Annotated in this window: 22 protein-coding genes; 16 read left to right on the forward strand and 6 right to left on the reverse strand. The window is 71.1% G+C overall.

Annotated features, from left to right (window positions below; genetic code table 11):
• Nucleotides 1-104 precede the first annotated feature (104 nt).
• The 10 genes from ABD784_RS08815 (at nt 105) to ABD784_RS08860 (ending at nt 10,869) form a co-directional block, all read left to right on the forward strand.
• Nucleotides 105-1,088: a PhzF family phenazine biosynthesis protein gene (locus ABD784_RS08815; protein WP_344883007.1), complete on the forward strand. Its 984-nt coding sequence runs from the start codon at nt 105-107 to the stop codon at nt 1,086-1,088.
• Entirely contained in the window at nt 1,085-2,656 is a 1,572-nt protein-coding gene (locus tag ABD784_RS08820; RefSeq protein WP_344883010.1) for a DHA2 family efflux MFS transporter permease subunit, read from the forward strand. The genes ABD784_RS08815 and ABD784_RS08820 overlap by 4 nt, the downstream gene beginning before the upstream one ends.
• On the forward strand, nt 2,653-3,498 hold the full coding sequence (locus ABD784_RS08825; protein ID WP_344883013.1) for a TetR/AcrR family transcriptional regulator: 846 nt from the start codon (nt 2,653-2,655) through the stop codon (nt 3,496-3,498). The genes ABD784_RS08820 and ABD784_RS08825 overlap by 4 nt, the downstream gene beginning before the upstream one ends.
• A complete protein-coding gene (locus ABD784_RS08830; protein WP_344883016.1) occupies nt 3,498-4,037 on the forward strand; it encodes a mycothiol transferase in 540 nt (179 codons plus the stop codon). The genes ABD784_RS08825 and ABD784_RS08830 overlap by 1 nt, the downstream gene beginning before the upstream one ends.
• Nucleotides 4,038-4,126: 89 nt before the next feature.
• Nucleotides 4,127-5,431: an acyl-CoA dehydrogenase family protein gene (locus tag ABD784_RS08835; protein ID WP_344883019.1), complete on the forward strand. Its 1,305-nt coding sequence runs from the start codon at nt 4,127-4,129 to the stop codon at nt 5,429-5,431.
• A 286-nt stretch (nt 5,432-5,717) separates the two neighbouring features.
• Nucleotides 5,718-5,900 carry a hypothetical protein gene (locus ABD784_RS08840; protein ID WP_344883022.1) on the forward strand — a complete coding sequence of 61 codons (183 nt, stop codon included), beginning with the start codon at nt 5,718-5,720 and terminating at the stop codon, nt 5,898-5,900.
• A 404-nt stretch (nt 5,901-6,304) separates the two neighbouring features.
• Nucleotides 6,305-7,363 (forward strand): aldo/keto reductase, encoded by a 1,059-nt coding sequence (locus tag ABD784_RS08845; RefSeq protein ID WP_344883026.1) that lies wholly within the window; start codon nt 6,305-6,307, stop codon nt 7,361-7,363.
• Between the two features lie 7 nt (nt 7,364-7,370).
• Nucleotides 7,371-8,903, forward strand: coding sequence for a DUF5129 domain-containing protein (locus ABD784_RS08850; RefSeq protein ID WP_344883029.1), 1,533 nt, complete (start codon nt 7,371-7,373; stop codon nt 8,901-8,903).
• Between the two features lie 94 nt (nt 8,904-8,997).
• Nucleotides 8,998-10,182, forward strand: coding sequence for an AI-2E family transporter (locus tag ABD784_RS08855; protein ID WP_344883031.1), 1,185 nt, complete (start codon nt 8,998-9,000; stop codon nt 10,180-10,182).
• Nucleotides 10,183-10,236: 54 nt separating this feature from the next.
• On the forward strand, nt 10,237-10,869 hold the full coding sequence (locus ABD784_RS08860) for a YdeI/OmpD-associated family protein (RefSeq protein ID WP_344883033.1): 633 nt from the start codon (nt 10,237-10,239) through the stop codon (nt 10,867-10,869).
• Nucleotides 10,870-10,941: 72 nt separating this feature from the next.
• Here ABD784_RS08860 and ABD784_RS08865 read toward each other — a convergent pair whose 3' ends face one another.
• Complete coding sequence (locus ABD784_RS08865; protein WP_344883036.1) at nt 10,942-11,604, reverse strand: DUF305 domain-containing protein; 663 nt, start codon at nt 11,602-11,604, stop codon at nt 10,942-10,944.
• Between the two features lie 210 nt (nt 11,605-11,814).
• Here ABD784_RS08865 and ABD784_RS08870 point away from each other — a divergent pair, with 210 nt between their 5' ends.
• The 6 genes from ABD784_RS08870 (at nt 11,815) to ABD784_RS08895 (ending at nt 18,987) form a co-directional block, all read left to right on the forward strand.
• Entirely contained in the window at nt 11,815-13,287 is a 1,473-nt protein-coding gene (locus ABD784_RS08870; protein WP_344883039.1) for an LVIVD repeat-containing protein, read from the forward strand.
• Between the two features lie 165 nt (nt 13,288-13,452).
• Nucleotides 13,453-14,580 (forward strand): L-talarate/galactarate dehydratase, encoded by a 1,128-nt coding sequence (locus ABD784_RS08875; RefSeq protein WP_344883042.1) that lies wholly within the window; start codon nt 13,453-13,455, stop codon nt 14,578-14,580.
• A gap of 1 nt (nt 14,581) precedes the next feature.
• Entirely contained in the window at nt 14,582-15,331 is a 750-nt protein-coding gene (locus ABD784_RS08880; protein WP_344883045.1) for a FadR/GntR family transcriptional regulator, read from the forward strand.
• 50 nt (nt 15,332-15,381) lie between these two features.
• A complete protein-coding gene (locus ABD784_RS08885; protein WP_344883047.1) occupies nt 15,382-16,272 on the forward strand; it encodes a LysR family transcriptional regulator in 891 nt (296 codons plus the stop codon).
• Nucleotides 16,273-16,418: 146 nt separating this feature from the next.
• A complete protein-coding gene (gene kdgD, locus ABD784_RS08890; protein ID WP_344883050.1) occupies nt 16,419-17,366 on the forward strand; it encodes a 5-dehydro-4-deoxyglucarate dehydratase in 948 nt (315 codons plus the stop codon).
• Between the two features lie 25 nt (nt 17,367-17,391).
• Nucleotides 17,392-18,987 (forward strand): aldehyde dehydrogenase (NADP(+)), encoded by a 1,596-nt coding sequence (locus ABD784_RS08895; RefSeq protein ID WP_344883053.1) that lies wholly within the window; start codon nt 17,392-17,394, stop codon nt 18,985-18,987.
• A gap of 109 nt (nt 18,988-19,096) precedes the next feature.
• On the opposite strand, the gene ABD784_RS08900 is transcribed toward ABD784_RS08895, so the two are convergent.
• From ABD784_RS08900 to ABD784_RS08920, 5 genes are all read right to left on the reverse strand, one after another.
• Nucleotides 19,097-20,116 carry a LacI family DNA-binding transcriptional regulator gene (locus ABD784_RS08900; RefSeq protein WP_344883056.1) on the reverse strand — a complete coding sequence of 340 codons (1,020 nt, stop codon included), beginning with the start codon at nt 20,114-20,116 and terminating at the stop codon, nt 19,097-19,099.
• Between the two features lie 217 nt (nt 20,117-20,333).
• The gene (locus tag ABD784_RS08905) at nt 20,334-21,608 is read right to left on the reverse strand and encodes an ABC transporter substrate-binding protein (protein ID WP_344883059.1); all 1,275 of its coding nucleotides are present in this window, start codon (nt 21,606-21,608) and stop codon (nt 20,334-20,336) included.
• Between the two features lie 225 nt (nt 21,609-21,833).
• Nucleotides 21,834-23,153: an ABC transporter substrate-binding protein gene (locus tag ABD784_RS08910; protein ID WP_344883062.1), complete on the reverse strand. Its 1,320-nt coding sequence runs from the start codon at nt 23,151-23,153 to the stop codon at nt 21,834-21,836.
• Between the two features lie 177 nt (nt 23,154-23,330).
• Nucleotides 23,331-24,143 carry a sugar phosphate isomerase/epimerase family protein gene (locus ABD784_RS08915; protein ID WP_344883065.1) on the reverse strand — a complete coding sequence of 271 codons (813 nt, stop codon included), beginning with the start codon at nt 24,141-24,143 and terminating at the stop codon, nt 23,331-23,333.
• Nucleotides 24,140-26,104, reverse strand: a complete 1,965-nt coding sequence (locus tag ABD784_RS08920) for a DUF2264 domain-containing protein (protein WP_344883068.1) — start codon at nt 26,102-26,104, stop codon at nt 24,140-24,142. The genes ABD784_RS08915 and ABD784_RS08920 overlap by 4 nt, the downstream gene beginning before the upstream one ends.
• Nucleotides 26,105-26,112 lie beyond the last annotated feature (8 nt).

Genomic DNA, 26,112 nt, shown 5'->3' on the forward strand with positions numbered 1-26,112 from the left:
CGTGGCACATCCGACCGGGAGGATGGGCCGCTCCCCGCCCGGCGGCCCGGGTCATCTTGGCCCGCCGTGCCCCAAGCGAGGGTCCCTTGTGCCACGATTCACCTATGGCTCTTGTCCCCTTCAAACAGGTCGATGTCTTCTCCACCGCGCCGTACCGCGGCAACGCGCTGGCCGTGGTGCTGGACGCGTCCGGGTTGAGCACCCAGGACATGCAGGACTTCGCCCGCTGGACGAATCTGGCGGAGACCACGTTCGTGCTCCCGCCCACCAGCCCGGGGGCCGACTACCGCGTGCGGATCTTCACGTCGACCACGGAGCTCCCGTTCGCCGGCCACCCGACGCTCGGCACCGCGCACGCGTGGCTCGAGTCCGGGGGCCGGCCGTCGCGCCCCGGCGTCCTGGTGCAGGAGTGCGGCGCCGGTCTGATCGAGGTCAGGATCGAGTCCGCCGGGACGAGTCCGCGGCTGGCGCTCAAGGGACCCGAGTTCGTGCGCACCGGCCCGCTGGAGGACGACGTCCTGGAGTGGGCGGTCTCCGCGCTCGGGCTGGGCCCGGACGACGTCGTCGCGCACCAGTGGCTCGTCAACGGGCCGCACTGGGCGGGTCTGCTGCTCAAGGACGCAGAGACGGTCCTGCGGATCGAGCCGGACTTCGCCGCGCTGGAAGGGCTCGAGGTCGGAGTCATCGGCGCGTACTCGCGGCCGGGGGCCGATCAGGTCATGCGCCACGATCCGGCACGCGAGGCGGTCCGCCCGAGCGGCGCACGCGCCGAGCTCGAGCCTCTGCCGGACACGGCGGCGATGAACCTTAGCGCCTTCGGCTCGGCGGTGGAGCAGGCACCGGCCGACTACGAGGTCCGGGCGTTCTGCCCTGGCGAGGCGCTGCCCGAGGACCCGGTGACCGGCAGCCTCAACGCCGGGTTCGCGCGCTGGCTCATGTCGGAGGGCCTGGCCGAGGACGCGTACTCCGTCCGGCAGGGCACCCGGGTGGGCCGCGCCGGCGACCTCTACCCGTACCGCGACGCCGAGGGCGTCTGGCTCGCGGGTCACTCGGTGACGTGCATCGACGGCTCGGTCCTGCTGCCGTGAGCCGCGCCGCACCCGACGCGGCCATCACCGAGGAGGACCGGGCCGCGTGGCGCGCCCTCTGGGCGCTGGCGATCGGCTTCTTCATGATCCTCGTGGACTCGACGATCGTCACGACGGCCATGCCGGCGATCATGAGCGGCCTCGACGCCGGCGTCTCCGGCGTCGTCTGGGTCCACAGCTCCTATCTCCTGGCCCTCGTGGTCCCGATGCTCATCACGGGCCGGCTCGGCGACCGGTACGGCCCCAAGAACCTCTACCTGGTCGGGCTCGGGGTCTTCACCGCCGCCTCGCTCGCCTGCGGCCTCGCCGGGGACCTGACCACCCTGGTGGTCGCCCGGGTGGCCCAGGGACTCGGCGCCTCCCTGATGACCCCGCAGTCGATGACCTTCATCACCCGCCTGTTCCCGGCCCAGCGGCGCGGGACCGCGATGGGCGTCTGGGGTGCGATCGCCGGCATCGCCTCGCTGGCCGGGCCGCTCCTCGGGGGCATCCTGACGGACTCCCTCGGCTGGGAGTGGATCTTCTTCGTCAACGTGCCGATCGGCGTCGTGACCTTCTGGCGCGTCGTCGTCGCCGTGCCACGGCTGGAGACGCACGCCCGCACCGTGGACTGGGCCGGCGTCGGGCTCTCGGCAGTCGGGATCCTGCTCCTGGTCTTCGGCCTGCAGGAGGCCGAGTCGTACGACTGGGGCCCGGTGGTCGGGTGGGTCGGGATCTGGCACCTCATCGCCGCCGGGGCCGTCATCATGGTGGTCTTCGTCCTCTGGCAGTCGGCGCAGGGCCGCTGGTGGCCGCGGCTGGACCCTCTGGTCCCGCTCGGCCTGTTCCGGGACCGCAACTTCACACTGGCCACGGCCGCCGTGACCTGCATGGGCCTGGTGATCTACTGCCTGAACATCCCCATCATGTTCTACCTCCAGTCGGTGCGCGGCACGACGCCGACGGTCGCCGCCCTGCTGATCGCGCCCATGGCGGTGGTCGGGGCGCTGCTCGCCCGCTACGCGGGCTCCCTCGTGAACCGGCGCGACCCACGGATCCAGGCCGCCCTGGGCTTCTTCTGCTTCGGCGGATCCATCATCGGCTACGGCCTCCTCCTGCCGCTGGACATCCCGCTGCCCTGGCTGCTGGTGCCCGCCGCCCTGATGGGCGCCGGCAGCGCGTTCGTCTGGCCCGCGATCTCCCTGACGGCGACGCGGGACCTGGACCACTCCAACGCCGGCGCCGGCTCCGGTATCTACAACACGTCCCGCCAGCTCGGCGGCGTGGTCGGCTCCGCCGTCGTGGCGCTGCTGATGGAGGCGCGGATCTCGGCGAGCGTGGCGGCCCAGGCCGCGGCGCCGGCGTCGGGCGACGGCACTGCGGCGGCGGCCCGCGGGGTGGGCGATCCGGGCGAGCTGCTGGCCGGCGCCATCCCGCCCCAACTCGCCGAGGCGGTCGCGACCGGGCTCGGCCAGTCGCTGCTCCTCCCGGGGTGCGCGGCCCTGCTCGGCGGCGTCCTGGCCCTGGGGTTCCGGCACGTGCGCGACGACGAGCGGGCGGACGAGCGCGTGCTAGATTCGCCGTCATGACGGACTCCGCGATCCCGCAGGACGCCCTGCGCCTGCTGATCAGCGATGGGTTCGAGGCGACGAGCGTGGACCAGCTCGCCGCGGCAGCCGGCATCAGCCGCAGCACCTTCTTCCGCCGCTACGGCTCCAAGGAGGGCATGGTCTTCGCCGACCTGGACGGGATCCTGGCCGCCGTCGAGCACGGCCTCGCGCCGCTGCGCGAGCTGGCAGACCCCATGCCCGGGAACGGCGCGGCCGCGGGATTGTGCCGGGAGGCCCATGCCGGGAGGGACCGGCCCGGGACCCCGGAGGCCGAGATCCTCGAGACGCTCCTCGCCACGGCCTTCTCCGTCTTCGACCACCACACCGGCCACGCCGAGGTCTCCCGTCTGCGCCACCGGCTCCTAACCGCGGTCCCGGCCCTGCGCGACCGCGAGCTGGTCAGCACCCACCGGTACGAGCGCGCCTTCCGCCGCGCCCTCCGCCCGCTGCTGGAGGAGGACGCGACGTCGGCCGCGCTCGCCGCGGCCATCGTCGCGGTCCACAACACACGGCTGCGCGAGTGGCTGCGGGCCGAGGACCAAGCGGCCGCGGCGACCGCTGCCGCGCGCGCGAGGCTCGAGGCGGACCTGCGCGGCGTCGTCGGGCAGCTGCTGCGCATCCCGCCCGCAGCCGGCGGCTCCGGCGAGGGCGCCACCGGCGGGACGCCCGGACCCTCGCACGGCCCGCGCCGCCCGGCCAGTGTCGTCGTCACAGTCCTGGAGGCCGGGCTCGACGGCGGTCTGGACGAGGCGGCCGTGCTGGAGGCCGTCCGTGCCCAGCTGCGCGGTCGCCCCGCCCCTCCGCCGGCGCAGGCGGAGTGATGACCCTCGAACCGCAGGAACCCCGGCTCGACACGAGCGACCCGGCCGAACACCTCGTCGCCTACCTGGACTACTACCGTCGCGTGGTCGTCGCGAAGCTGGGCGGCCTCGACGCCGCCGCGCTGACGCGGGCCCGGCTGCCCTCCGGCTGGACGCCGCTCGAACTGCTCAACCACCTGGTCCACATGGAGCAGCGCTGGTTCCGCTGGGGATTCCTCGCCGAGTCAGTCCCCGCCCCATTCGGCGACCACGCTGGCGGAGCGGCCGATGGTCCGTGGGAGGCACCGCCGACCGACGACGCCCGGCGGACCGCCGACGAGCTCTGCACCCAGTTGCTCGCCGGCGGCGAGACGACGACCCGGATCCTGCGCAGGAACGCGCTCTCGACGCACGGCGGCCTCGGCGGTCGGTTCCCGACGCCGCCGGCACCGCCTCTGCTCTGGATCGGGTTCCACGTGCTCCAGGAGTACGCACGGCACGCCGGCCATCTGGACATCGTCCGAGAACTGGAGGACGGGGCAACAGGCGAACCGGGATGAACCTGAGTTCCTTGACGTGGAACTGAGTTTCATCAATAGTGGTCTCGACACGTCCACCGCTGCGCGCGGCCACGCCAAGGGAGCCACCCATGAACCCCGAGACCCACTCGACCCGCCCGTCGGCCCCCGGCCCCGGCCCGGCGCCCGGCGGCACTGCGGGCGGCGACGACTTCCCGCACGGCGCGGAGGCGCCGTCGTACGAGGTCTGGGGCGAGGTGGAGACCGACCCGGCCGGCGTCTTCGCGGACCTCCCGGAGCAGGACCGCGCCTACCGCGACCGGGCCCGCGCCTTCGGTCTCGACGATGTGCGCCCGGTGATCGACGACTACTGGAACCGCGCGGACTATCCGCTGCACCTGGGGCGCCGGCTCGGCGAGCTCGACCTGCTGCGCGACGGCGTCCACGTCGAGGGATTCGCCCCGATGACCACCCTCGCCGCCGGCCTGGTGAACATGGAGCTCTCCCGCGCCGACGGCTCGGTGGGCACCATCTGCGGCGTGCAGGGCGGACTGGCGCTCCGCTCGGTCGCCTACTGCGGCTCACCCGAGCAGGTGGAGCACTGGGTGCCCCGACTCGCCCGCGCCGAGGTCTGGGGCGCCTTCGCACTCACGGAGCCCGCCCACGGCTCCGACTCCGTGTCCCTGGAGACCCGGGCGACGCGCGTCGACGGAGGCTACCGGCTCAGCGGCGAGAAGAAGTGGATCGGCAACGCCTCGCTGGCCGACACCCCCGAGGGCGGAGTCACCGTGGTCTGGGCGCGGACCGAGGACGACGGCGCGGTGCGCGGCTTCCTCGTGGAGCAGCAGTGGGACGGCTACACCGCGACGACGATCGAGAACAAGCTCAGCCTGCGCGCCATCTGGCAGGCACACCTCCGCATGGAGGACGTCTTCGTCCCCGACACGCACGTCCTCCCCGAGGCCCGCACCTTCAAGGACACCGCCCGCGTCCTCTTCGCCACGCGGCTGGGCGTGGCCTGGTCCGCTGTCGGCCACGCCACGGCCTGCTACGAGACGGCGGTCCAGTATGCGCAGCAGCGGGTGCAGTTCGGCCGGCCGCTGGCGGCCAGCCAGATCGTGCAGGAGCGGCTGGCCAGGATGCAGTCCGAGCTGGTGACCATGCAGACGATGGTCCGGCACATGACGGCCCGGGCGGAGGCCGATTCCCTGACGCCGGAGCAGGCGTCGCTGGCCAAGTACACGTGCACCCGGACGGCACGCTCGATCGCCGCGAACGCCCGCGACCTGCTGGGCGGCAACGGCATCCTGCTGGAGCACCGGGTGGCACGCCACCTCGCGGACATCGAGGCGATCCACACCTACGAGGGCACCGAGACCGTCCAGGCACTGATCATCGGCCGATCCATCACGGGCCGCTCGGCCTTCGCCGGCTGAGATTCCCACCGTGCTGCTACTCGCTTCACAGCACGCGCCAAGGTCCACTTCCTACAGTGGAATCACCTCATGAAGGTGCGAGTGATGAGAGCACCGGTCGGATCAACGGTTCCCCCCCAACCGCCGGCCGGTGCTCATTCGTTTAAGCACGCCACGGCCCACCCCGAGCAACACACCGCTGGACAGTAGCTGGCAGCTTCCTTAGAGCATCGCCGCAGGGGTCGCCCCGGCTGGCCAAGCGGCCCATCTCCACGCAGACTGAGAGCACCAACGGAGAGGAGACACCGTGAGCAACAGCGCACCCGGAACGGATCCGCAGGATCTGGACCGGAACGACCTGAACGCGAAGTCCGAGGACGAGCCCGTCGAGATCCCCGAGGAGGAGCTCAAGCGCCGTCACGACGACGAGCGCGTCGAGGAGTGGATCGACGAGTCGTTCCCGGGCTCGGATCCGCCGTCCAACTACTGATCCCGTCCCCGCCGCCGGCACCGGCCGGACGGCGGGAGTCCCCGGCACGGAGCGGGCCGACCCACCGGGTCGGCCCGCTCCGTGCCGCTCGAACCTCCGCGTCGAGTCAGCCCGGGACCTCAGCGCACTCAGACGCGGCGCTCAGGCACCTCCAAGAAACGCCTCCTAGGCTGGTTCTACCTTCTCAAGGTGCGAGTGATCACGAAGCACCGGTCGAATGCGGTTTATCGCCTCCTTGTCTGCATTCGGCCGGTGCTTCTCGCATGTCCGGAGGCCGCGACCCCAGGGCGGGCCCGCCCGGCCTCGGCGCTGGTGGCAGAATGCAAGGAGAGACAGGCCGCGACAGCGCCGGCCGCCGCACCGCCGAGCGCTGCCGATGAGTGCCCCAACTTCGAGGAGTCCAGGTGGAAGAGTTCCGTTGCTCGCGCGTCGAGGAGACGCACCGACCCTATGTGGCCGCCGAGGAGCGCTATGACTCGATCGGCTATCGCGCCGTCGGGCGCTCCGGACTGCTGCTCCCGCCACTGAGCCTGGGGCTCTGGTGGAACTTCGGGGACAACCGGCCGTTCGACGTCCAGCGGGAGATCCTCCGGCACGCGTTCGACCGGGGCATCATCCACTTCGACCTGGCGAACAACTACGGACCTCCCTTCGGCAGCGCCGAGGAGAACTTCGGCCGCATGATGACCAAGGACTTCGCGCCTTACCGCGACGAACTCGTCATCTCCTCGAAGGCCGGCTGGGACATGTGGCCCGGCCCGTACGGCACCCGCGGCTCCCGGAAGTACATCCTCGCCTCCGCGGAGGCGTCCCTGCAGCGGATGAACCTCGAGTACGTCGACATCTTCTACTCGCACCGCCCCTCCCCCGAGATCCCGCTCGAGGAAACCATCTGCGCCCTGGATGCCCTGGTGCGCCAGGGCAAGGCCCTGTATGTCGGCATCTCCTCCTACACGGCGGAGCAGACGGCGGAGGCCGCCGCGGTCGCCCGGGGGCTCGGCACCCCGCTCGTCATCCACCAGCCGGCCTACTCCCTGCTGAACCGGTGGGTCGAGGAAGGGCTTTTGGAGACGCTGGCGCGCGAGGGCATGGGCTCGATCGCCTTCACTCCGCTGGCCCAGGGCCTCCTGACCAACAAGTACCTCAAGGACGAGCACGCCACCCCCAGCGGCGGCCGGACGACGCTGCACGCGCTCACGCCCGAGAACCTCGCGATCGTGCGCGGCCTCGCCCGCGTCGCCGAGGAGCGCGGGCAGACCCTCGCCCAGATGGCGATCTCCTGGCTCCTGCGCGACGGCGGCGCGACCTCGGTCCTGATCGGCGCCTCCTCGACGGCGCAGCTGGACGAGAACCTCGGCGCCCTGGACGCGCCGGCGTTCTCCGCTGAGGAGCTGAAGCTGATCGACCGCATCACCGCCGGGGAGAACCGCGCCGAGTCGCGACGCGGCCAGAACGGGAGCTGAGTCGGCCGTGGAACCGGTCAGCGCCGCCCCGGCCCTCCCCGCCCCGGCCCTCCCCGCCCAGGCCCCGGTCCGGGACGCCCGCTCGCGCGGGACGCAGATCGGCGCCCTGGCGGCGCCGCTCGTGGCCGCGTCGCTCCTGGCGCTCTGCGCCCTGCTCGGCCTGGCCGGCCCGGCAGCGGCGAGACCGCCGTCGGGCGTGGAGGTGCTCGACACGGCGGCGGTCCTGGACGAGGCGAGCCTGACGGCCGCGCTCGAGGACCTCGACTTCCACCGCCCCGTCGACCTCGTGGTCCTCACCCTGGACGGCGGCGAAGCGGCCAATCTCAACGAGGCCGTCCTCGCCTACGCCCGCGCGGAACATCCCGAATGGCTCAGCGAGGACGGCCGGACCTGGGCCGACGGCGTCTTCATCCTGGCCGTCGACCCGGTCGGGCGACACGTGGGAACGTACGCGGGCGAGGACCTCGACGTCTCGCAGTCGACCCAGGACGACATCCAGGAAGCGTCGAAGGACCGGCTGCGCGTCGAGGAGTGGGACGCGGGCGTGCTGGCCGGCGCCGAGGAGGCGGCCAGCCGGATCGGCAGGCCCTGGTACCGGAGCCCGGCGCCCTACATCCTGCTCGGCGTGGCCGCAGTGGCCGGCGGGACCGTCGGCGCGGCCGTGGCCTCGACCCGGGGACGCAACCGCCGCCGGGTCGAGGAGGCCCTGGACCGGGGCGACGGGCACCTGGCCAGCGTGGCCTCAGACCTGGACGCGACCGAGCGCGACGCCGCCCGCATCCCGACGACGTCGCCGCACGGGCGGGCCGTGCTGGAGCGGTACCGGTCCTTCGCCGACGACTGGACCCGGGTCCGCTCGGAACGCACCGCCCTGGAGGCCCTGGACCCGGCCGCACGGTCCCGCAGTGAGGCTGCGGAGCGGGCGGAGGCCTGGGCGGACGATGCGGCCCGGCTGGACTCGTTCGACGACGTGGTCGCGGACACCGCGGACCTGCTGACCATGACCGGCGAGTGGCTCGCCGCCTGGCAGCGGCAGGCCGACGGCCTGCGCGCCGATCTGGAGGAGGCCCCGGGAATCGTGGATCTCGAGCCGGCCGCGGCCGACGGCCCGGAGGCGACCGCGCTGCTCGAGTTCGCGGGAAGGGCCCGGGTGGACCTGAGCACCATCGGCTCCCGTCTCGGCGCCCGTCAGATCACGCCCGATCTGGCCCTGGACGAGCTGCAGGAGCTGCGCACGGGTCTCTCGGACCGGTTCGAGGCCTATGCCGAGGCCGTCATCGAGGCCTACGCCGAGTCGGATGACGAGAGGGACACCCTGCGGGAGCAGATGGCGGAGAGCAGGCGCTCCGCGGACCGGCCCCATGCCGGCATCCTCGAGGTCTCCCACCCGGCGACCCTGCTGCTGCACAGCGCCGTCTTCGCGGGCTGGTACACCGCGGGCACCTCGGCCGTCGACGCGGCCCGCGGGTCCGGGACGGCCACGGGGTACGGGCCGACCGGCGGCGGTTTCTCCGGCACGGGCTCGTCGTCGAGTTTCTGACCCCGTCCCGCTGTAGCCTGAACACAGTTTCGTCCATCCGCAGGTCTTCCCCGCACGGCGAGGACCGAGCACGCGTCACCCACGAAGGAGCGTCATGCCCATGGGACTCTTCCGCCGCCGCCGTCTGGAAGCAGCGAGCCGGCCGCCGGTCGCCCGCGCGGCCGCACGGACCCATTCGGACCGAGTCGCCCGCATGTGGGGCGACTTCCTCGGCTCATCGGCGACGCGCTCCGCCCAGATCCTGCTGGTCCTCGCCGTCGTCGGCGTCATCGTCTGGGGCTCGCGGATCGTCAGCCTCGCCGTCCTGCCCCTGCTGATCGCCCTGATCCTCGCCTGCGCGCTGTGGCCGCTGGTGGCGCGGCTGCGCCGGGTCATGAGCCCCCTGCTCTCGGCGTGGACCGTCTTCCTCGGCTCGATCGTGGTGCTCGGCGGTCTCGGGTGGGGCCTGGTGGTCTCGGTGATGAGCGAGTGGCCGCGGCTCGTGGACCAGGCGGTACAGGGTTTCACACAGCTGCAGTCCACGGTCCAGGACATGTCCAGGAACCTGCCGTTCGACGTCAGCCAGGACCAGTTCAACACCGCCTTGAACGACTCGGTGAACACCGTCGCCGACTGGCTCACCAGCAGCCAGTTCGGCGCCGGGGCCCTGAGCGGGATCACCGCGGCGGGCTCCTTCCTCACCGGGACGGTCCTGCTGCTGGTCATCCTGTTCTTCTTCCTCAAGGACGGCGACAAGATCTGGGCCTTCTTCCTGTCCTGGATGCCGGACGCCCACCTGCCCAAGTGGCGGGCCTCCGGTGACGAGGCGCTGGACACCTTCGGGGGCTACATCCGCGGCACGGCCATCATCGCCGCCGTGGACGCCGTCGGCATCGGCCTCGCGCTGCTGCTCCTGGGCGTGCCGCTGGCGCTGCCCCTCGCCGTGATCGTCTTCCTGTCGTCGTTCATCCCGATGGTCGGTGCGACGGTCGCCGGCGTGCTGGCCACCCTCGTGGCCCTCGTCGCCAACGGCTGGGTCGTCGCCCTGATCGTGCTGGGCGTGGTCATCCTGGTCAACCAGCTCGAGGGCAACTTCCTGCAGCCGATCGTCATGGCCCACACGCTGAGCCTGCACCCGCTGGTCATCCTGCTCGCCCTGACCATGGGCACGGTGGTCAGCGGACTGATCGGCGCCATCCTCGCGGTGCCGCTCACGGCCGCTACCTGGGCGATCATCAAGGTCTGGTCCGGGCGCTCGCATCCGGAGCTGCACGACCCGGAGCCGGTCGCCGAGCGCTGACGGGACCCGCGGACAGGACCGGCCCCCCGCCACCCACATCCCCCGGAAGGACCCATGGCAGATCTCCCCGAGCTCCTCGTGCCCGACGCCGACGCCTGGCACGCGTGGCTGCTGGAGCACCACGCGTCCAGCGCCGGGGTGTCGCTGGTGCTGACCAAGAAGAACGGTACGACGACGCAGCTCACGTACGATCAGGCCGTCGCGGAGGCGCTGTGCTTCGGCTGGATCGACGGGCGGCGCAACGCCCGCGACGCCGAGACCTTCGCCAACCGCTTCACGCCACGCCGCCCGGGCGGGATGTGGTCCCAGCGCAACGTGCGTCTCGTGGAGCGCCTGATCGCGGACGGGCGCCTGCAGCCGGCCGGGCTCGCCCAGGTCGAGGCGGCGCGGGCGGACGGCCGCTGGGAGCGCGCCTACGCCGGATCGGCGAGCGCGGAGCCTCCGGCCGAGCTGGCCGCCGCCCTCGCGGAGCATCCCGGGGCCCGTGGGATCTACGCGGAGCTCAACGCGGCGAACCGCTTCGCCCTCTACCACCGGGTCCAGACGCTCAAGCGTCCCGAGTCGCGGGTGCGCCGCGCACGGGAGCTCGTCGCCCTGCTCGAGCAGCGGATCGCCCCGCACCCGCAGCCGGGGTTCTCGACGCCGCCCCGGAAGCCGTCGCCGCCGAAGAGCCCCTCCGCAGAGTGATGGGCGGGGGCGGGCACCGGCCATCTCCCCGAGGGCGCTCCTAGCGCACCCGGTCGACGGGCCGCGGCGGGTTCACCCGGGCAGGGCCGCGAGCAGGTCCTGCATGCGGGCGATCTCGGCCGACTGGCCGGAGGCGATGTGGGCTGCGAGCTCCTGGGTGGTGAGGTCGATCCCGTGGATCTGGACGTCGCTGCACATGGCCAGCGCCCCGCGGTGGTGCTTGATCATGCCCTCGAGGAACAGCCGGTCGAACGCGGTCCCCTCGGCCGCGGCGAGCGCCGCCATCTCCTCCTCGGTCAGCATCCCCTCCATCGGAGCGTCCCCGCCGTGACCGTGATGGCCGGAGCCGCCGCCGTCGGCCTCGGGCGGCACGTCGAGCTCGCGCGTCGTCAACCACTCGGCCATGTAGTCGATCTCCGCGCCCTGCTCGAGGTGCATGCGCGAGGCCAGGTTTTTCAACTGCTCCGACTGGGCGCGGTCCGGGACCAGGGCGGTCATCTCCACGGCCTGGGCGTGGTGCGGGATCATCATCGCCATGAAGTGGGCGTCGGCGTCGTTCCACTGGTCCGTCCCCGGATCCTCGGGGAGGTCCCCGGGCGAGCCGGTCTCGCCCTCCTCACCGGGTGCCCCGGGCATGACGACGGCGGGGGACGAGGCCGGGGCCTCGGACTTCTTGGGGCCCTTCCCCGTCGTCACCGCGGCCGTCGCCGAACAGGAAACGAGTGCGAGTGTCATAATGCACGCCGCGCTCGAGGCCGCCAGTCGTCGCCGTACGGACCCCCTCGTTTCGTTGAAGATTGAACGATGACTCGGGGTTTCGCGGTCCACGTCTGGTTCCTCTCGTGCGGGTGATCACGACCGAACGAACTGTTCCGAAAAGTTCTGGACGAATGCTCGTTCACCCGACAGACTACAGACACCCGACCTAGGAGGTGAAGACGCAAGATGCGTCTATCCCAACAGAACCGCCCGAGGGGCCGATCGGCGCTCGGAGCGGCCGCGGCCGTGCTGCTCGCCGGCTCGGCCCTCTTCGCCACGGCCCCTGCCTGGGCCGTGCCCGCCGACGACGACGCGCTCGTCCCCGACCAGGCGTTCGCCGAGGACGCGTTCGCCGAGCAGCTCTCCGCCCCCGACGGGGCCTCCCAGACCTCCGCTCCGGATGTCGCGCCTGGCGATGTGGCCAGCAGCAACATGGAGCACCTCAGCAACGTCCCGCAGGAGGGCGCGCTGCAGGGCACCGGCTCCGACATCGCCTTCCAGGGCGACTACGCCTTCGCGGGCAACTACGACGGCTTCACGGTCTACGACCTCTCGGACCCGGCCGAGCCCCGCACCGTGGTCGAGGTCTACTGCCCCGGAGCCCAGAACGACGTCTCCGTCCACGGCGACCTGCTCGTCACGTCGGTCGACGCCCGCATGGCCGACTCCTCCTGCGGCAGCGAGCGGACCTCGGACACCCAGGACTACTGGGAGGGCATCCGGATCTTCGACATCAGCGATCCGACGGCGCCCAAGTACGTCAAGGCGGTCGAGACCAAGTGCGGCTCCCACACGAACTCCCTGGCCCCGACGAAGAACGGCAAGGACCTCTACGTCTACGTCTCGTCCTACTCCCCCAACGAGGCCCTGGCGAACTGCCAGCCGCCGCATGATCTGATCTCGGTGGTCAAGATCCCGACGAGCGACCCGGCCTCGGCCGCCGTCGTCTCCGAGCCGTCCCTCTTCCCGGACGGGGGCTACGAGGGCGACGAGCGCGGCAACGCGAGCGCCACGTCCGGCTGCCACGACATCACCACCTACGTGGAGAAGGATCTGGCCGCCGGCGCATGCATGGGCGACGGCATCCTGATGGACATCTCCGACCGCGAGAACCCCGAGGTGATCGACCGCGTGCGCGACACGGAGAACTTCGCGTTCTGGCACTCGGCGACCTTCAACAACGACGCCACCAAGGTCGTGTTCACCGATGAGCTCGGCGGTGGCGGCTGGGCGACCTGCACCGAGGAGTTCGGCCCGGAGCTCGGCGCCAACGCGATCTACGACATCGCCGGCGGCGAGATGGAGTTCGGCTCCTACTACAAGATCCCCCGGATGAACACGGAGAACGAGAACTGCGTGGCCCACAACGGCTCGCTGATCTCCGTGAAGGGTCGCGATCTCATGGTGCAGTCCTGGTACCAGGGCGGCACGTCGGTCTTCGACTTCACCGACTCGGAGAACCCGAAGGAGGTCGCGTGGTTCGATCGCGGCGAGGGCGTGAGCGACGGGGGCACCTGGTCGTCGTACTACTACAACGGCTACGTGTACTCGAACGACCTCGACCTGGGCTTCGACACCTTCAAGCTCGACCCGTCGATCGACGGCAAGGCGAAGAAGAACCTGAAGGAGCTCAACCCGCAGGCGCAGCAGCGGTTCTGACCGCGCAGTAGCGCACACGATGCGCCAGTTCCACAGCGAGTACGGCGGCGGGCCCCCAGCGGACCCGCCGCCGTTCCATGCCGTGCCGGCACCCCGCCATGCCGATGCGGACCGACTGCCCGCCATAGCTTGTCTGACAAGTCGACGGCTTGCAGGATTACTTCCATGACTCACGACACCATTCGCCACGTCCGCCTTTCCACCGCGACCCTTCCCCTCGCGACCCCGATCTCGGATGCGAAGGTCTTCACCGGCCGGCAGCGCCCGATGACCGAGGTGGTCTTCCTCTTCGCGGAGATCCGCACCGCCGAGGGGCACGAGGGCATCGGCTTCTCCTACTCCAAGCGCGCCGGCGGGCCCGCGCAGTACGCGCACGCGAAGGAGGTCGGCGAACTCCTCCTCGGCGAGGACCCGAGCGACATCGGCCGCATCAACACCAAGCTGCTCTGGGCGGGCGCCTCGGTGGGCCGCTCGGGAGTGGCCACGCAGGCGCTCGCCGCGATCGACGTCGCACTCTGGGACCTGAAGGCCAAGCGTGCGGGCCTGCCGCTGGCCAAGCTCCTCGGCGCGCACCGCGACTCGGTGCGGACCTACAACACCTCGGGCGGCTTCCTGCAGGCCAGCATCGAAGAGATCAAGGACCGCGCCACGCGCTCGCTGTCCGACGGGATCGGCGGCATCAAGATCAAGGTGGGCCTGCCGGACAGCGCGGAGGACCTGCGCCGCGTGACCGCCATCCGCGAGCACCTCGGCGACGACGTCCCGCTCATGGTGGACGCCAACCAGCAGTGGGACCGCGCCACGGCCCTGCGGATGGGCCGACGGCTGGAGGAGTTCGGCCTGGTGTGGATCGAGGAGCCGCTGGACGCGTACGACGCCGAGGGGCACGCAGCGCTGGCCGCCGCCCTCGACACGCCGATCGCCACGGGCGAGATGCTGGCGTCCGTCGCCGAGCACGAGCGACTCATCGCCACCCGGGCGTGCGACGTCATCCAGCCGGACGCCCCGCGCGTCGGCGGGATCACCCAGTTCCTGAAGCTCGCCACGCTCGCCGACCACGCCGGGCTGGACCTGGCCCCGCACTTCGCCATGGAGATCCATCTCCACCTGGCCGCCGCCTACCCGCGCGAGCCATGGGTGGAGCACTTCGACTGGCTGGACCCGCTCTTCAACGAGCGCCTCGAGACCCGCGATGGCCGCATGGTCGTCCCCGACCGCCCGGGACTCGGCGTCACGCTCTCCGACCAGGCTCGCGCCTGGACCACCGACTCGGTCGAGTTCGGAGCCGCCTGAGGTGGCGACACGGACCGATGCCCTGACGGCCCACCTGCGGGCGCAGATCGTCGACGGCGCCCTCCCGCCCGGGACGCGGCTGCCGAGCGAGGCCGGGCTGATGGCGGAGCACGGGGTGGGGCGGTCCGCGGTCCGCGAATCGTTGACCCGCCTCCAGGCCGAGGGCCTGGTCCACACCCGCCGGGGCGCGGGCAGCTTCGTGCTCGCCCCGCCGCCCGATCCGGCGGCCGCTCCCGGGGTCCGGCCCGTCCGGACCCTCGAGGACCGCCTCCACCTGCTGGGCTTCCGTCTGGCGCTCGAACCGGAGGCGGCTGCACTGGCCGCGGGCCGCCGGACCGAGGCGGAGCTGGCGGAGCTCTCCCGGCACCTGGTCCGCCTCGGCGACGCAGCCGACCGACCGGCCGAGGCCCTCGGCAGCGACTTCGCCTTCCACCTCGGCATCGCCCGGGCCTCGGGCAACCCGTACCTGGCCGACGCTATCGCCGGGCTGGGCCCGCTCATGATCGCCATGCCGCGCGCCCGGCTCGAAACCCCGGCCGCCCCTGGGGCGAACACCGGGTCGGCGACGCGCGGCGGCGGCGAGCCCGTCGTCGGGCCGGACCGGGCGACGGCGCACGCGCAGGTAGGGGCGGAGCACGCGGAGATCCTCGCGAGTCTGACCGACGGCGACGCCGCCGGGGCGGCGGCCGCCATGAGAGTGCACCTGACCGCATCGCGGCGACGGCTGTCGGCGGCGGGCCATCGGCCCTAGGATGCCTGACTAAGGCATTCCTCGACGCCGTTCGATACCCCGGGAGCATCATGTTCACACTGGACCAGATCCGCAGCTTCGTCGCCGTCGCGGAGGAGCTGCACTTCGGCCGCGCCGCCGAGCGGCTCAACATGACGCAGCCCCCGCTGAGCCGCCAGATCCAGAAACTCGAGCGCTCGATCGGCACCCTGCTGCTCGAGCGGGACAACCGCTCCGTGGCGCTGACTGCCGCCGGGAGGGCCTTCCTGACCGACGCCCGCCGACTGCTGTCCACCGCGGAGCAGGCCCCGACCACGGCGCGCCGCATCGCCCAGGGTCAGGCCGGCCAGCTGCGGATCGGCTTCACGGCCACCTCCGGCTTCAGCGTCCTGGGCTCCCTCCTGACAGGCCTGGCCGAGACGCTCCCCGACGTCGACATCGACCTGCAGGAGATGGTCACGTCCGAGCAGATGCAGGCGCTGCTCGGCGGCGAACTGGACGTGGGACTGGCCCGCCCGCCGTTCGACGCTGCGGAGTTCGAGTCGCGACTACTGCTGGCCGAGTCCCTCCTGCTGGCGGTGCCGTGCGGGCATCCGCTGTCGACGGCCGGCGAGCCGATCGCCGCACGAGACCTGCGCGGGCAGCCGCTGATCATGCACTCGCCCACCAAGGCCCGGTATTTCTATGATCTGGCCGTCCGGCACATGCCCGTGGAGCACGGCAATGTCATCCACTCGGTCAGCCAGATCCTGACGATGGTCTCGCTCGTCGCCGCGGGCCGGGGCGTCGCCTTCGTCCCGGAGTCGGCCCGCCGGCTCGGCATCGAGGGCGTCGAGTACGTGCCGCTGGCTTCCGCCGGCGGTGACGCCGTCGAGCTCCACGCGATCTGGCACCGGGGGACGCGGAACCCCGCCGTGGCCAGGCTCGCCGAGTATCTGGACGCCGGCGAGCCACCCCGATAGGGGTCCTTATCGCTCGAGTACGGCCCGATACCCTCGAGGCATGATCCCATCTAATTTCGGGCTTGGACAGGTATTGAATCCGTTCATAGGCTCGCCTTGTCACCCGCGCGCCGTGCGCGCTGGATCTGCGATCAAGGACGGTACCCGTGCCCCAGTTTGCCCCTCAGGAACTCGCCGAACAGCTCAAGGACGGGTTGCTGTCCTTCCCCGTGACCGCGTTCGGTGCCGACCTGCGCCTCGACGAGGCCGCGTACCGCAGCCACCTGGACTGGCAGGCGAGCCACGGCGTCGCCGGGCTGTTCGCCGCCGGCGGCACGGGCGAGGGCTTCAGCCTCACGCCGGCCGAGTCCGCCCGCGTGGTCCAGCTCGCCGTCGACGTCGCCGGGGACCGGGTCCCGGTCCTCGCCTCCGCAGGCGGCTCGACCGCCCAGGCCGTGGAGAACGCCCGCGCGGCCGAGGCCGCCGGCGCCGAGGGACTGCTCCTGCTGCCGCCGTACCTGACCGAGTGCGATCAGGCCGGGCTCCTGGCCCACGTCGACGCCGTCTGCTCGGCGACCAGCATCGCGGTCATCGTCTACAACCGGGCCAATGCCATCTACAGCGCCGAGACCGTGGTCCGGCTGGCGGAGAGACACCCCAACTTCATCGGCTTCAAGGACGCCACCGGCGACATCGAGGCCGTCACCCGCGTCGTCGCCCGCGCCGGCGACCGCCTGTTCTACCTCGGCGGCCTGCCGACCGCCGAGACCTTCGCCCTGCCGATGCTCCAACTCGGCATGAGCACCTACTCCTCCGCCATGTACAACTTCGTCCCGGAGTTCGCCCTCGAGTTCTACGCCGACGTGCGCCGCCAGGACCGCGTGGCCGTGACCGAGAAGCTGAACCGGTTCGTCCTGCCCTACCTGGACATCCGCGACCGCGTGAAGGGCTACGGTGTCTCCATCGTCAAGGGCGGCCTGAAAGCAGTCGGCCGCGACGCCGGCAGCGTCCGCCCACCCTTGCAGGACCTCGCCGAACAAGACCTCGCCGACCTCACGGCCCTCATCGACACCGCCGGCATCCGACCCGCAGACGCCGCGCTCGTCACCGCCTGACCGCACCACCGAGCAAGGGAGCATCATGACCAGCACCGCCACCGCACTCGCCGGGCATTCGCTCATCAACGGCAGCGCCGTCCAGGGCCGCGGAGGGACCACCGCTGCGGCCGACCCCGCCACGAACGAGCTCCTCGAGCCCGCCTATACCCTGATCGACGCGGAACAGCTCGGCGAGGCCACGCGCGCGGCCGCCGAGGCGTTCGATTCCTTCCGGGCACTGGATCCGGAGATCCACGCGGCCTTCCTGGAGCGCATCGCGGAGAACATCGAGGCCTCGGGGGACGAGATCGTGGCCCGCGCCATGGCGGAGACCGGCCTCCCGGAGGCGCGCCTGGTCGGCGAGCGCGGCCGCACCGCAAACCAGCTGCGCCTCTTCGCCGCCGTCGTCCGCCAGGGGGACCACCGCGGGGTCCGCATTGATCCAGCCCTCCCGGACCGCCAGCCGATGCCCCGCGTGGACATCCGCCAGCGCCGGATCCCGCTCGGCCCGGTAGCGGTGTTCGGGGCCAGCAACTTCCCGCTGGCGTTCTCCACGGCCGGCGGCGACACCGCGTCAGCCCTCGCCGCAGGGTGCCCCGTGGTGTTCAAGGCCCACAATGCGCACCCCGGCACCAGTGAGCTCGTCGGCCGCGCCGTCGTGGACGCCGTCCGCGCGTTCGATCTGCACCCCGGCGTCTTCTCCCTGGTCTTCGGCCCGGGATCGACGATCGGGCAGGCACTGGTCGCGGACCCAGCCATCAAGGCGGTCGGCTTCACCGGCTCACGCGGTGCCGGCACCGCCCTCATGCGGACCGCCGCGGGCCGCCCGGAGCCGATCCCGGTGTATGCCGAGATGAGTTCGATCAACCCCGTGTTCTTCTTCGAGGGAGCACTGCAGGGCGACCTCGATGCGCTCGCGGCGGCCTACCTCGGCTCCGTCACCGGTTCCAGCGGCCAGCTCTGCACCGCGCCGGGCTTGGTCTTCGTCCCCGTGGGCGACGCCGGCGACGCTTTCGTCGCGGCCGTCGGACGGGCGGCGGCGGACTATGCCGGCCAGACCATGCTGACACGCGGAATCTGCGACTCCTGGCGCTCGGGCGTGGACGCGCTCGACCGGCAGGACGGCGTCGAGATCGTCGGCCGCGGAACGGACGGGGCGACGGAGAATGCGCCGGCCCCCGTCGTCTTCTCCGCCGACACCCCGACGTTCCTGGCGAACCCGGTCCTGCACGAGGAGATCTTCGGCGCCGCCTCGCTGGTGGTGCGGTACGACGGCGCCGAACAGCTACTTCAGACGGCGGAGCGCCTCGAGGGGCAGCTGACCACAACCCTGCACCTGACCGACTCGGACCAGGAGTCCGCACGCCGGCTCCTGCCCGTCCTGGAGCGCAAGGCTGGGCGCATCCTCGCCAATGGCTGGCCCACGGGAGTCGAGGTCGGCCACGCCATGGTGCACGGCGGCCCGTTCCCGGCGACGTCGGACAGCAGGACGACCTCGGTCGGCAGTCTGGCGATCGAGCGCTTCCTGCGGCCCGTCGCGTACCAGAACCTTCCTGACGTGCTGCTGCCGGAGGATCTGCAGGAGGCCAACCCGCGCGGCCTCAACCGCCGCATCGACGGGAACGCCTCCCCCGCCTGAGCCGCCCGACGCACTCGGTCCCCACGACGAAGGCTTTCCGCCCAGATGGCGGAGGGCCTTCGTCCGTAAATTCTGATCGCACACCCCGCGGCGAACCGGTCGTGCTCGCCTACGGGCTACCGGGAGGACCAGTGGAACCGCGCCAGACGATCTCCGTCAAGGGTGCGTCCGGCTCCACCTCCACCTGACCGGCACCGAGCAACGCCAGGAGCCGATTGATGGCCCGCCGACCGATCCGGTGGAAGTCGACGGAGACGCTGGTCAGACCTGGGGGCAGCATGGCACCCACGACTGTGTTGTCCCAACCGGTCACGCTGAGGTCCTCGGGGACCCGCCAGCCTCGTTCCACCGCTCCCCGGACGACTCCGGCTGCCAGCTGGTCGTTAGCTGCGATCACCGCTGTCACGCCGTCAGCGGCCGACAGGTCGAGGACGCCCGCACGCGCCCGCTCGGGATCCCAGCCGGTCTCGATGACACCGGCCGACCGGAGCCCCAGTCGCTCGATCGTCTTCAAGTAGACGTCTCTGCGTTCACGGGCGGACGTATTCGTGTAGTTGCCGGCCACGTGGACGAACGTCCGATGTCCGAGCCGCGCCAGCCCTTGGACCAGTTCCGACACGATCGAGGCGTCGGCGAGGTCTCCGATCCCCCGCATCGACTCGTCGTACTGCGTTTCAACCGCGATGGGGGTCTGCAGAGTGGGACCGAGTCGTTCGATCTCCGGAATCGGGGACAAGGAGACCAGACCCTCGAAGAGTCCGCAGTCGGCCAGTTCCAGCACTCGCAAGTGCCTCGACTGCGGCTCACCGCCCAGGGTGACGGCTTCGACCACGTATCCGTGGGCGCCCGCCGCCTCGGTGGCCCCCTCGAGCACCTCCAGCGAGCTGATCGCGCCGCCCTTGGGCAGGAGCAGCGCCAGCCTCCCGGTGCGCCGGTCGCGCATGGCCCGGGCGGCGATGTTGGGCCGGTACCCGAGCTCCTCGACGGCGGCCCGGATCCTGTCCCGGGTCTCTTCCCTCATGCCGCCGTCGGACCGGAGGTACCGTGAGACCGTCTGGTGCGAGACGCCGGCGAGTTTCGCCACCTCGATGATCGTGGCGCGCTTGCCGGGCCGCTGTGCCGTCGACATGCCTGTCCTCCTTGGATCGTCCGAACAGTCTCGCACCCTCTCGACGAGAACGTGCGCATCCCAGACGATCTGGCACGCCTCGGCCACCGGCACAAATGGAGACGACGAGGCCCCTCCCACCAGCGGCGAGAGGGGCCTCGTTCGGTTCTGTCGGCGCGGAGTGGGCCAGAGGCGTGATCCACCACCCGCCCGCCGCGACCCGAGCCTTCGGGTCGGGTCAGGAAGCGATGGCTCGCTCCATCTCGCCGATCATGGCCTCGGCGGCCTCTGCGGGGGTCTGGCGCTCGAAGTAGACCTCCGTCTCGTACCGGAAGACGATGTTCTGCAGCTCCGAGAAGCCCTTCGGCGGGATCGGCTCGGCCGGGCCGAGCTCGGGCTCGACTTCCTGGACGAACTCGGCGGAGGCCTTGTCGGGGCCCTCGAGTTCGGCCATGACCGCCTCGCGGACCTCGCTATTGGCCGGCACGCCGCGCTCGGTGCCGCCGATCACGCCGGCCTCGACGTTGTTCACGAAGAAGTCGATGAACTTCTGCGCCTCCTCCGGGTGCTCCGTCTGGCCCGAGGCCGAGAGGAGCATGGAGGCCTTGTAGAAGGTGCCGGCGTCCTCGGCGCTGCCGGTCGGCGACGGGAAACGCAGCGGCTGGATGTCGGCGCCGGACGCGGACGCAATCGTGCTGACCTGGTTGGTCCAGTACTGGGCCATGGCCGACTGGCCCGTGCCCATGAGGGACTGGTCCACGCTCACGGTCTGGTCACCGGCCAGCATGGCCGCCTGCGGATAGGCGCCGCTCTTGACCAGGTCGAGATGGTGCTGGAGGTACTCCTCCGCGTCCGCCGCGTCGAAGCCGAGCGTGCCCTCCTCGGTCGTGAGCGCCTTGCCCTGCTGGCGCAGCCAGACCTGGAGACCGAGGGGCTCCGACGGGCCGGAGGACCCGAACTTGCCGTCCGTGCCCTCGGAGATCTGCTGCGAGACCTCGGCGTAGTCCTCCCATGTCCAGGTGGTGTCGTCCGGGATCTCTACCCCGGCCTCCTCGAAGACGGCCGGGTTCGCCAGGATGGTCGGCGCATTGACTCCGGTGGTGATCCCGAAGAGACCCTCCTCGGTGCGCCCGTTGTCGATGGCGCTCTCGTCGAACTTGGAGACGTCGACGCCGGAGAGATCGAGCAGGGCTCCGCGGTCGGCGTACTCACGCAGGTACTGCGAGTCCATCTGGATGATGTCCGGAGCGTCGCCAGCAGCGGTCTGCGTCGCGAGTCGGTCCCAATAGCCATTCCAGTCCGAGTAGGAGCCCTGGACCTTGATATCCGGGTTCTGCTCCTCGAAGGCGGCGATGATCTCCTCGGTCAGCTCCGACCGGTCGTCCGAGCCCCACCAGGCGAAGCTGAGCTGGACCTCGCCGTCCTCGCTCTCGCCCCCTCCGCCGCACGCCGTCAGCGCGAGCGCGGATACGGCGGCGATGGCCACCGCCTGGGCTACTCTCTTCTTGTTCATGGTCCCCATTGTTGTTCCTCCTCGCGGTGCTGCGGCCTCCATGAAGTCGGTCCCTCAGCCCTCTGTAACGTTTCACTTCCCGCGTACGGGAATACGCTTTCCGTGATGCTCACCACATCCTAGCGGGCCTGCCGCCGCTTGGGAAGTGGCGCCCTCCTCCGGCACCCGGAAAGGCGAGGGGCCGGGACGGTGGACGTGCCACCCTCCCGGCCCGCGGCCGAGTGATCAGCCGATCGCGGCCGCCATCTCCTGGTGCGCCTTCTTCGCGGCGTCCGCCGGGCTCTGGCGCTCGAAGAAGACCTCGAGCTCGTAGCGATAGATGATGTCCTGGAGCTCGCTGAAGCCCATGGCAGGCACGGCCTCCTGCGGGCCGAGCTCGTCCTCGATGTCGGCGATGAACTCCGCCGAGGTCGCGTCCGGACCCTCGAGGCTGCCGATGACCTGTTCGCGGACGTCGCTGTTGGACGGAAGGCCCCGGTCCGTGAGATTCAGCTCGCCGGCCTCCTGCGAGTTCACGAAGAAGTCGATGAAGTCCTTGACCTCCTCCGGATGCTCCGTCTGGGCCGAGCCGGACATGAGCATCGAGGACTTGTACCAGAGGCCCGCATCCTTCGAGTCGCCGGTATGGGTCGGCATCCGCAGCGGGACGAGGTCCACACCCGCGGAACCCGACAGCGCGCTGAGCTGATTGGTCCACCACATGCCCAGGGCCGCGCCCCCGGTACCGGTCAACGACTGGTCCGGGCCCGGCGACTGATCCTCGGCAATGACGGAGGCCTGCGGGTAGGAGCCATTCTTCAGGAGATCGAGGTGGTGCTGGAAGTAGCTCTCCAGGTCAGCCTCCTCGAAGCCCAGCTCACCCTGGTCGGTGGTGAGCGACTTGCCGTCCTGACGCAGCCAGATCTGCAAGCCCGCCGGCTCGTTGGGGCCCGTGGCGCCGTACTTGCCCTCGACGCCCTCGGTGATCTGCTGGGTGATCTCGGCGTAGTCCTCCCACGTCCACGTCGTGTCGTCCGGCAGCTCGAGCCCGGCCTCCTCGAACAGCGCGGGATTGGCCATCAGGACCATGGCGTTGATGCCGGTCGTGACACCGAACATCCCGTCGTCCGTGCGGCCGTTCTCCACGGCGCCCTCGTCGAACTTGGAGACGTCGACGCCCTCGAGGTCCAGCAACGCGCCGCGATCGGCGTACTCGCGCAGGTACTTGTCGTCCATCTGGATGATGTCCGGCGCCTCGTTCGACGCCACCTGCGTGGCGAGCTTGTCCCAGTAGCCGCTCCAGTCGCCGTACTCGCCCTTGATGTCGACGTCGGGATTCTGCGCCTCATAGGCCTCGATGATCTTGTTGGTGGTGTCGGCCCGTGAGTCCGAGCCCCACCAGGTGAAGCGGAGCGTGACTTTGCCACCCTCGCCCTCGGCGGCCTCGCCGCCGCCTCCACACGCGGTCAGGGCCAGGGCCGACACAGCGGCGATGGCCGCCGCCTTCGCCAGCCGACGGCCACCGAACACGGGGCCTCGGCGCTGTGAGTTCTTACCTCGTGACACTTGCTACCTCCTCGTTGAGCGATCACCCGGGCCCCCTCAGCGAGGCGCCTCCACCAGGATCCGAACCGGCCGGGAAATCGTTTTCCGGTTTCGAATCTAGATGTGACGGCAATCACGGTCAAGGATTTTTAGTGCTCTGACCTTTCATATTGAAGATGAAACGATACTCAGAGAGCATCATTCGGCGAGGGCCTGGAACCAGCGGCCGGCCTGTTCGAGCGCCGGCCGGACGGAGCCGATCTCGGGGTACCACGCGAGTTCCCATTCCAGAGAGATCCATGCATCTCTGCCGCCGGCATCGCTGTGCCACCCCTGCAGTGCGCGGGCGAATTCGCCCAAAGGCAGATCGCCTTCCCCGGGGACGGCGGGCAGGGGCCGGTCCCGATCCTTCGGATGGAGCGCCAGATCCTTGATCTGGAAGTAGGCGAGGTGCTCACCGGCCAAGCTCCTGGAACAGGCCGGGGACTCTCCCGCCAGCCAGGGGTGGACCGCGTCCCACAGGACCCCGAACTGCTCCGGGCGCTCCAGCGGTGCCACGAGCTCCCGGGCGGCTCGGACCGTCGGGTGGGAGTCGTGCGTCTCGACGAGCAGTTGGACGCCCGCCGTCTCCAATTCGGGCAGAACCGCATGGAGGCGCGCCCGCCCCCGAGCAGTGTCGCCGGGAGCGCCTCCGGGGAACACGCGGATCGACGGGGCTCCCATGCTCTGGGCCGCGTCGATGAGCCGTCGGAGATCGGATTCGACATTGCCCGGAGGGGCCTCGGCGCACACGCGGACATAGCCTGCGAGACACGCCACCTGGAGCCCTGCGTCCTCGACGACGGTCCGCAGCGACCTCAGCCGCCGGTCCCCCGCGTCGACGTTGACTTCCTCGTCCGCGTGGGTCCGGATCTCGAGCCCGTCGCAGCCTGCACGGGCAGCCAGTGCAGCACTCTCGGCCAGCGGCCGCCCCGGCATCCCCAGGGTGCTGACGGCGAATCGGCGGCTCACCGCCGGGCCTCCTGGACGGTCTGCTGCGCCATGTCCACGACGATCGACAGCGGCGCGTTCAGCGGGTCCCCGCTCCGCTCCGGGGGCGCGGACGAGGGGACGAACCGGAATCGCACGCGGGCACCGTCGGCGGAGACCTCCACATCCTCGATCCCCGCGCCCCGTGTCCCGTGCGGTGCGAGGCGAGCGCGCGCGACGAACGTCCCATCGCCCCGTACCGGTGCGGTCAGCCGAGGAACCGCGGCGGGCCCCGCGCCGAACGCGGTCCCGGACGGCGCGACAGCCGTCTCCCGCGAGACGAACCCCTGCAGGTTCTCGAGCGTCGACTCCAGGGCAGAGCCTTGAGGAACCGCCCACCCCGAGCATTCCAGGACGACGTCGTACAGAGCTCCCCGCACCCGCTGGATCCGGACTTCGGTGCTTCCACAGGCGACCACGTAGCTCTCGACCGTCATCCCCGGGATCGACGTCGAGCCGGTCGCGAAGACCGGCCGGTGCCAGGACGCGGCCCAACCCCAGCAGCCGTGGTCGGCGGCCCCGATCGGATGGATGCGTCGGCGGGCCGACCTGTTTCCCCGCCAGTTCACGCCGACATGATTGTCCTCGGGTTCGCCGGCGCGAGTCGGGCCGGTGGCGCTCGAATAGGCCAGGCGGGCATAGAGAGGATCGGCGCCCGCTGCACCGGCTTCCTGGTACGGGCGCACCTTGTCGGACCCGTGGTTGTGGAGCCGGACGATGCCGTCGTCGGCAGTCGCCTGGATCAGGAAGTTGGGCACCGGATCGGCGAGCATTCTGCTCTCCCGTTCCACCGGAGCGAGTTCCTCGGTCGCCGTCCATAGCGCGGAGTCCCGCGGGGCGAGCAGGCACACGAAGGCCTTGGCGGCCCAGAGGGGCGATGCCGGCCCCGAGTAGTCCTGCACTGTCGGGGCATGCTCGCCGTGCCAGCCCAACGAGGGCAGTCCGTGCTCGTTCAGCGCTCCGCGCTCTAGGAAGTATCGAAGCGATCCGCTGAGCAGCCGTCGCGACTGGCCGGGTGAAATCGGCGTCCGGCCCGTCAGGGCCCCCACGGCGATCGCCGTGCCGGCGGCCCAGCGGTAGGTCATGGACCGACCCATGTAGACCGGCGCGCCATCCGATCCGAACTGGTAGCGGAAGCGCGCCAGAAAGGTCTCGAGCCGGTCCACGTGCACGTCCGTACGGCCGTCCATCCAGGCATCGAGGACTGGATAGAAGTGCATCGCCCAGCCGTTGTACTGGTCGAAGGCTCGCCCCTCGCCGTCGGCGTACCACCCGTCGCCGCCGTACCACCCCTCCAGCAGGGCCAGCGCCCGTCTACGGGCCGCCCGGGTCTCCTCGCTGCCGCGCCCCACGGACTCGAGGAAGCCCGCGACGGTGTAGGGGAAGAGGTACCAGTTGTTGGGGGCCGGCACGGCCCGCAGGGCCCCGGAGAGCCAATCGACGGCGCGCTCCTGGACCAGCGGGTCGAGGAGGTCCCAGAGCCACGGTCGGGTCAGCCGTAGCGCGAGGGCGACGGACGCGGCTTCCACCATCGGCTGGCCGCCGTCGAAGTGGTCGCCGATGACCGGCCACGGTTCGGCGGCCGTACCGGCCGGCAGTGGATCCCCGGGGCGGGCCGTCCCCGCCTGCAGGCCTCGGGCGTACCGGGCGAGCCAACCGCGCCGATCCGTGCCGCCCGAGCCCGCGACGCGGAAGGCCGCGATGAGCATGCTGCGGGCAAAGCCTTCCAAGCCATCCGACGCCGGTCCGCTCGCCGAGGCTGGTCCCGGAGGATTGAGGGCCGCGCCCGAAGGGCTGGCCCACCGCCACGCCGACTCCAGGAGCCGATCCGCAGCCGATTCCCAATGCTCGCGGGTATACCCCGTGATGGGACTGCGACCCCAGTCAGCCGGCGGGTGGCACTTCTCGTCGCCTGGAACCGGCAACGTCTTCTCGTTCAACATGCTTCCTC

The organism is Zhihengliuella alba (genome assembly GCF_039538765.1).
Lineage (GTDB): Bacteria > Actinomycetota > Actinomycetes > Actinomycetales > Micrococcaceae > Zhihengliuella > Zhihengliuella alba.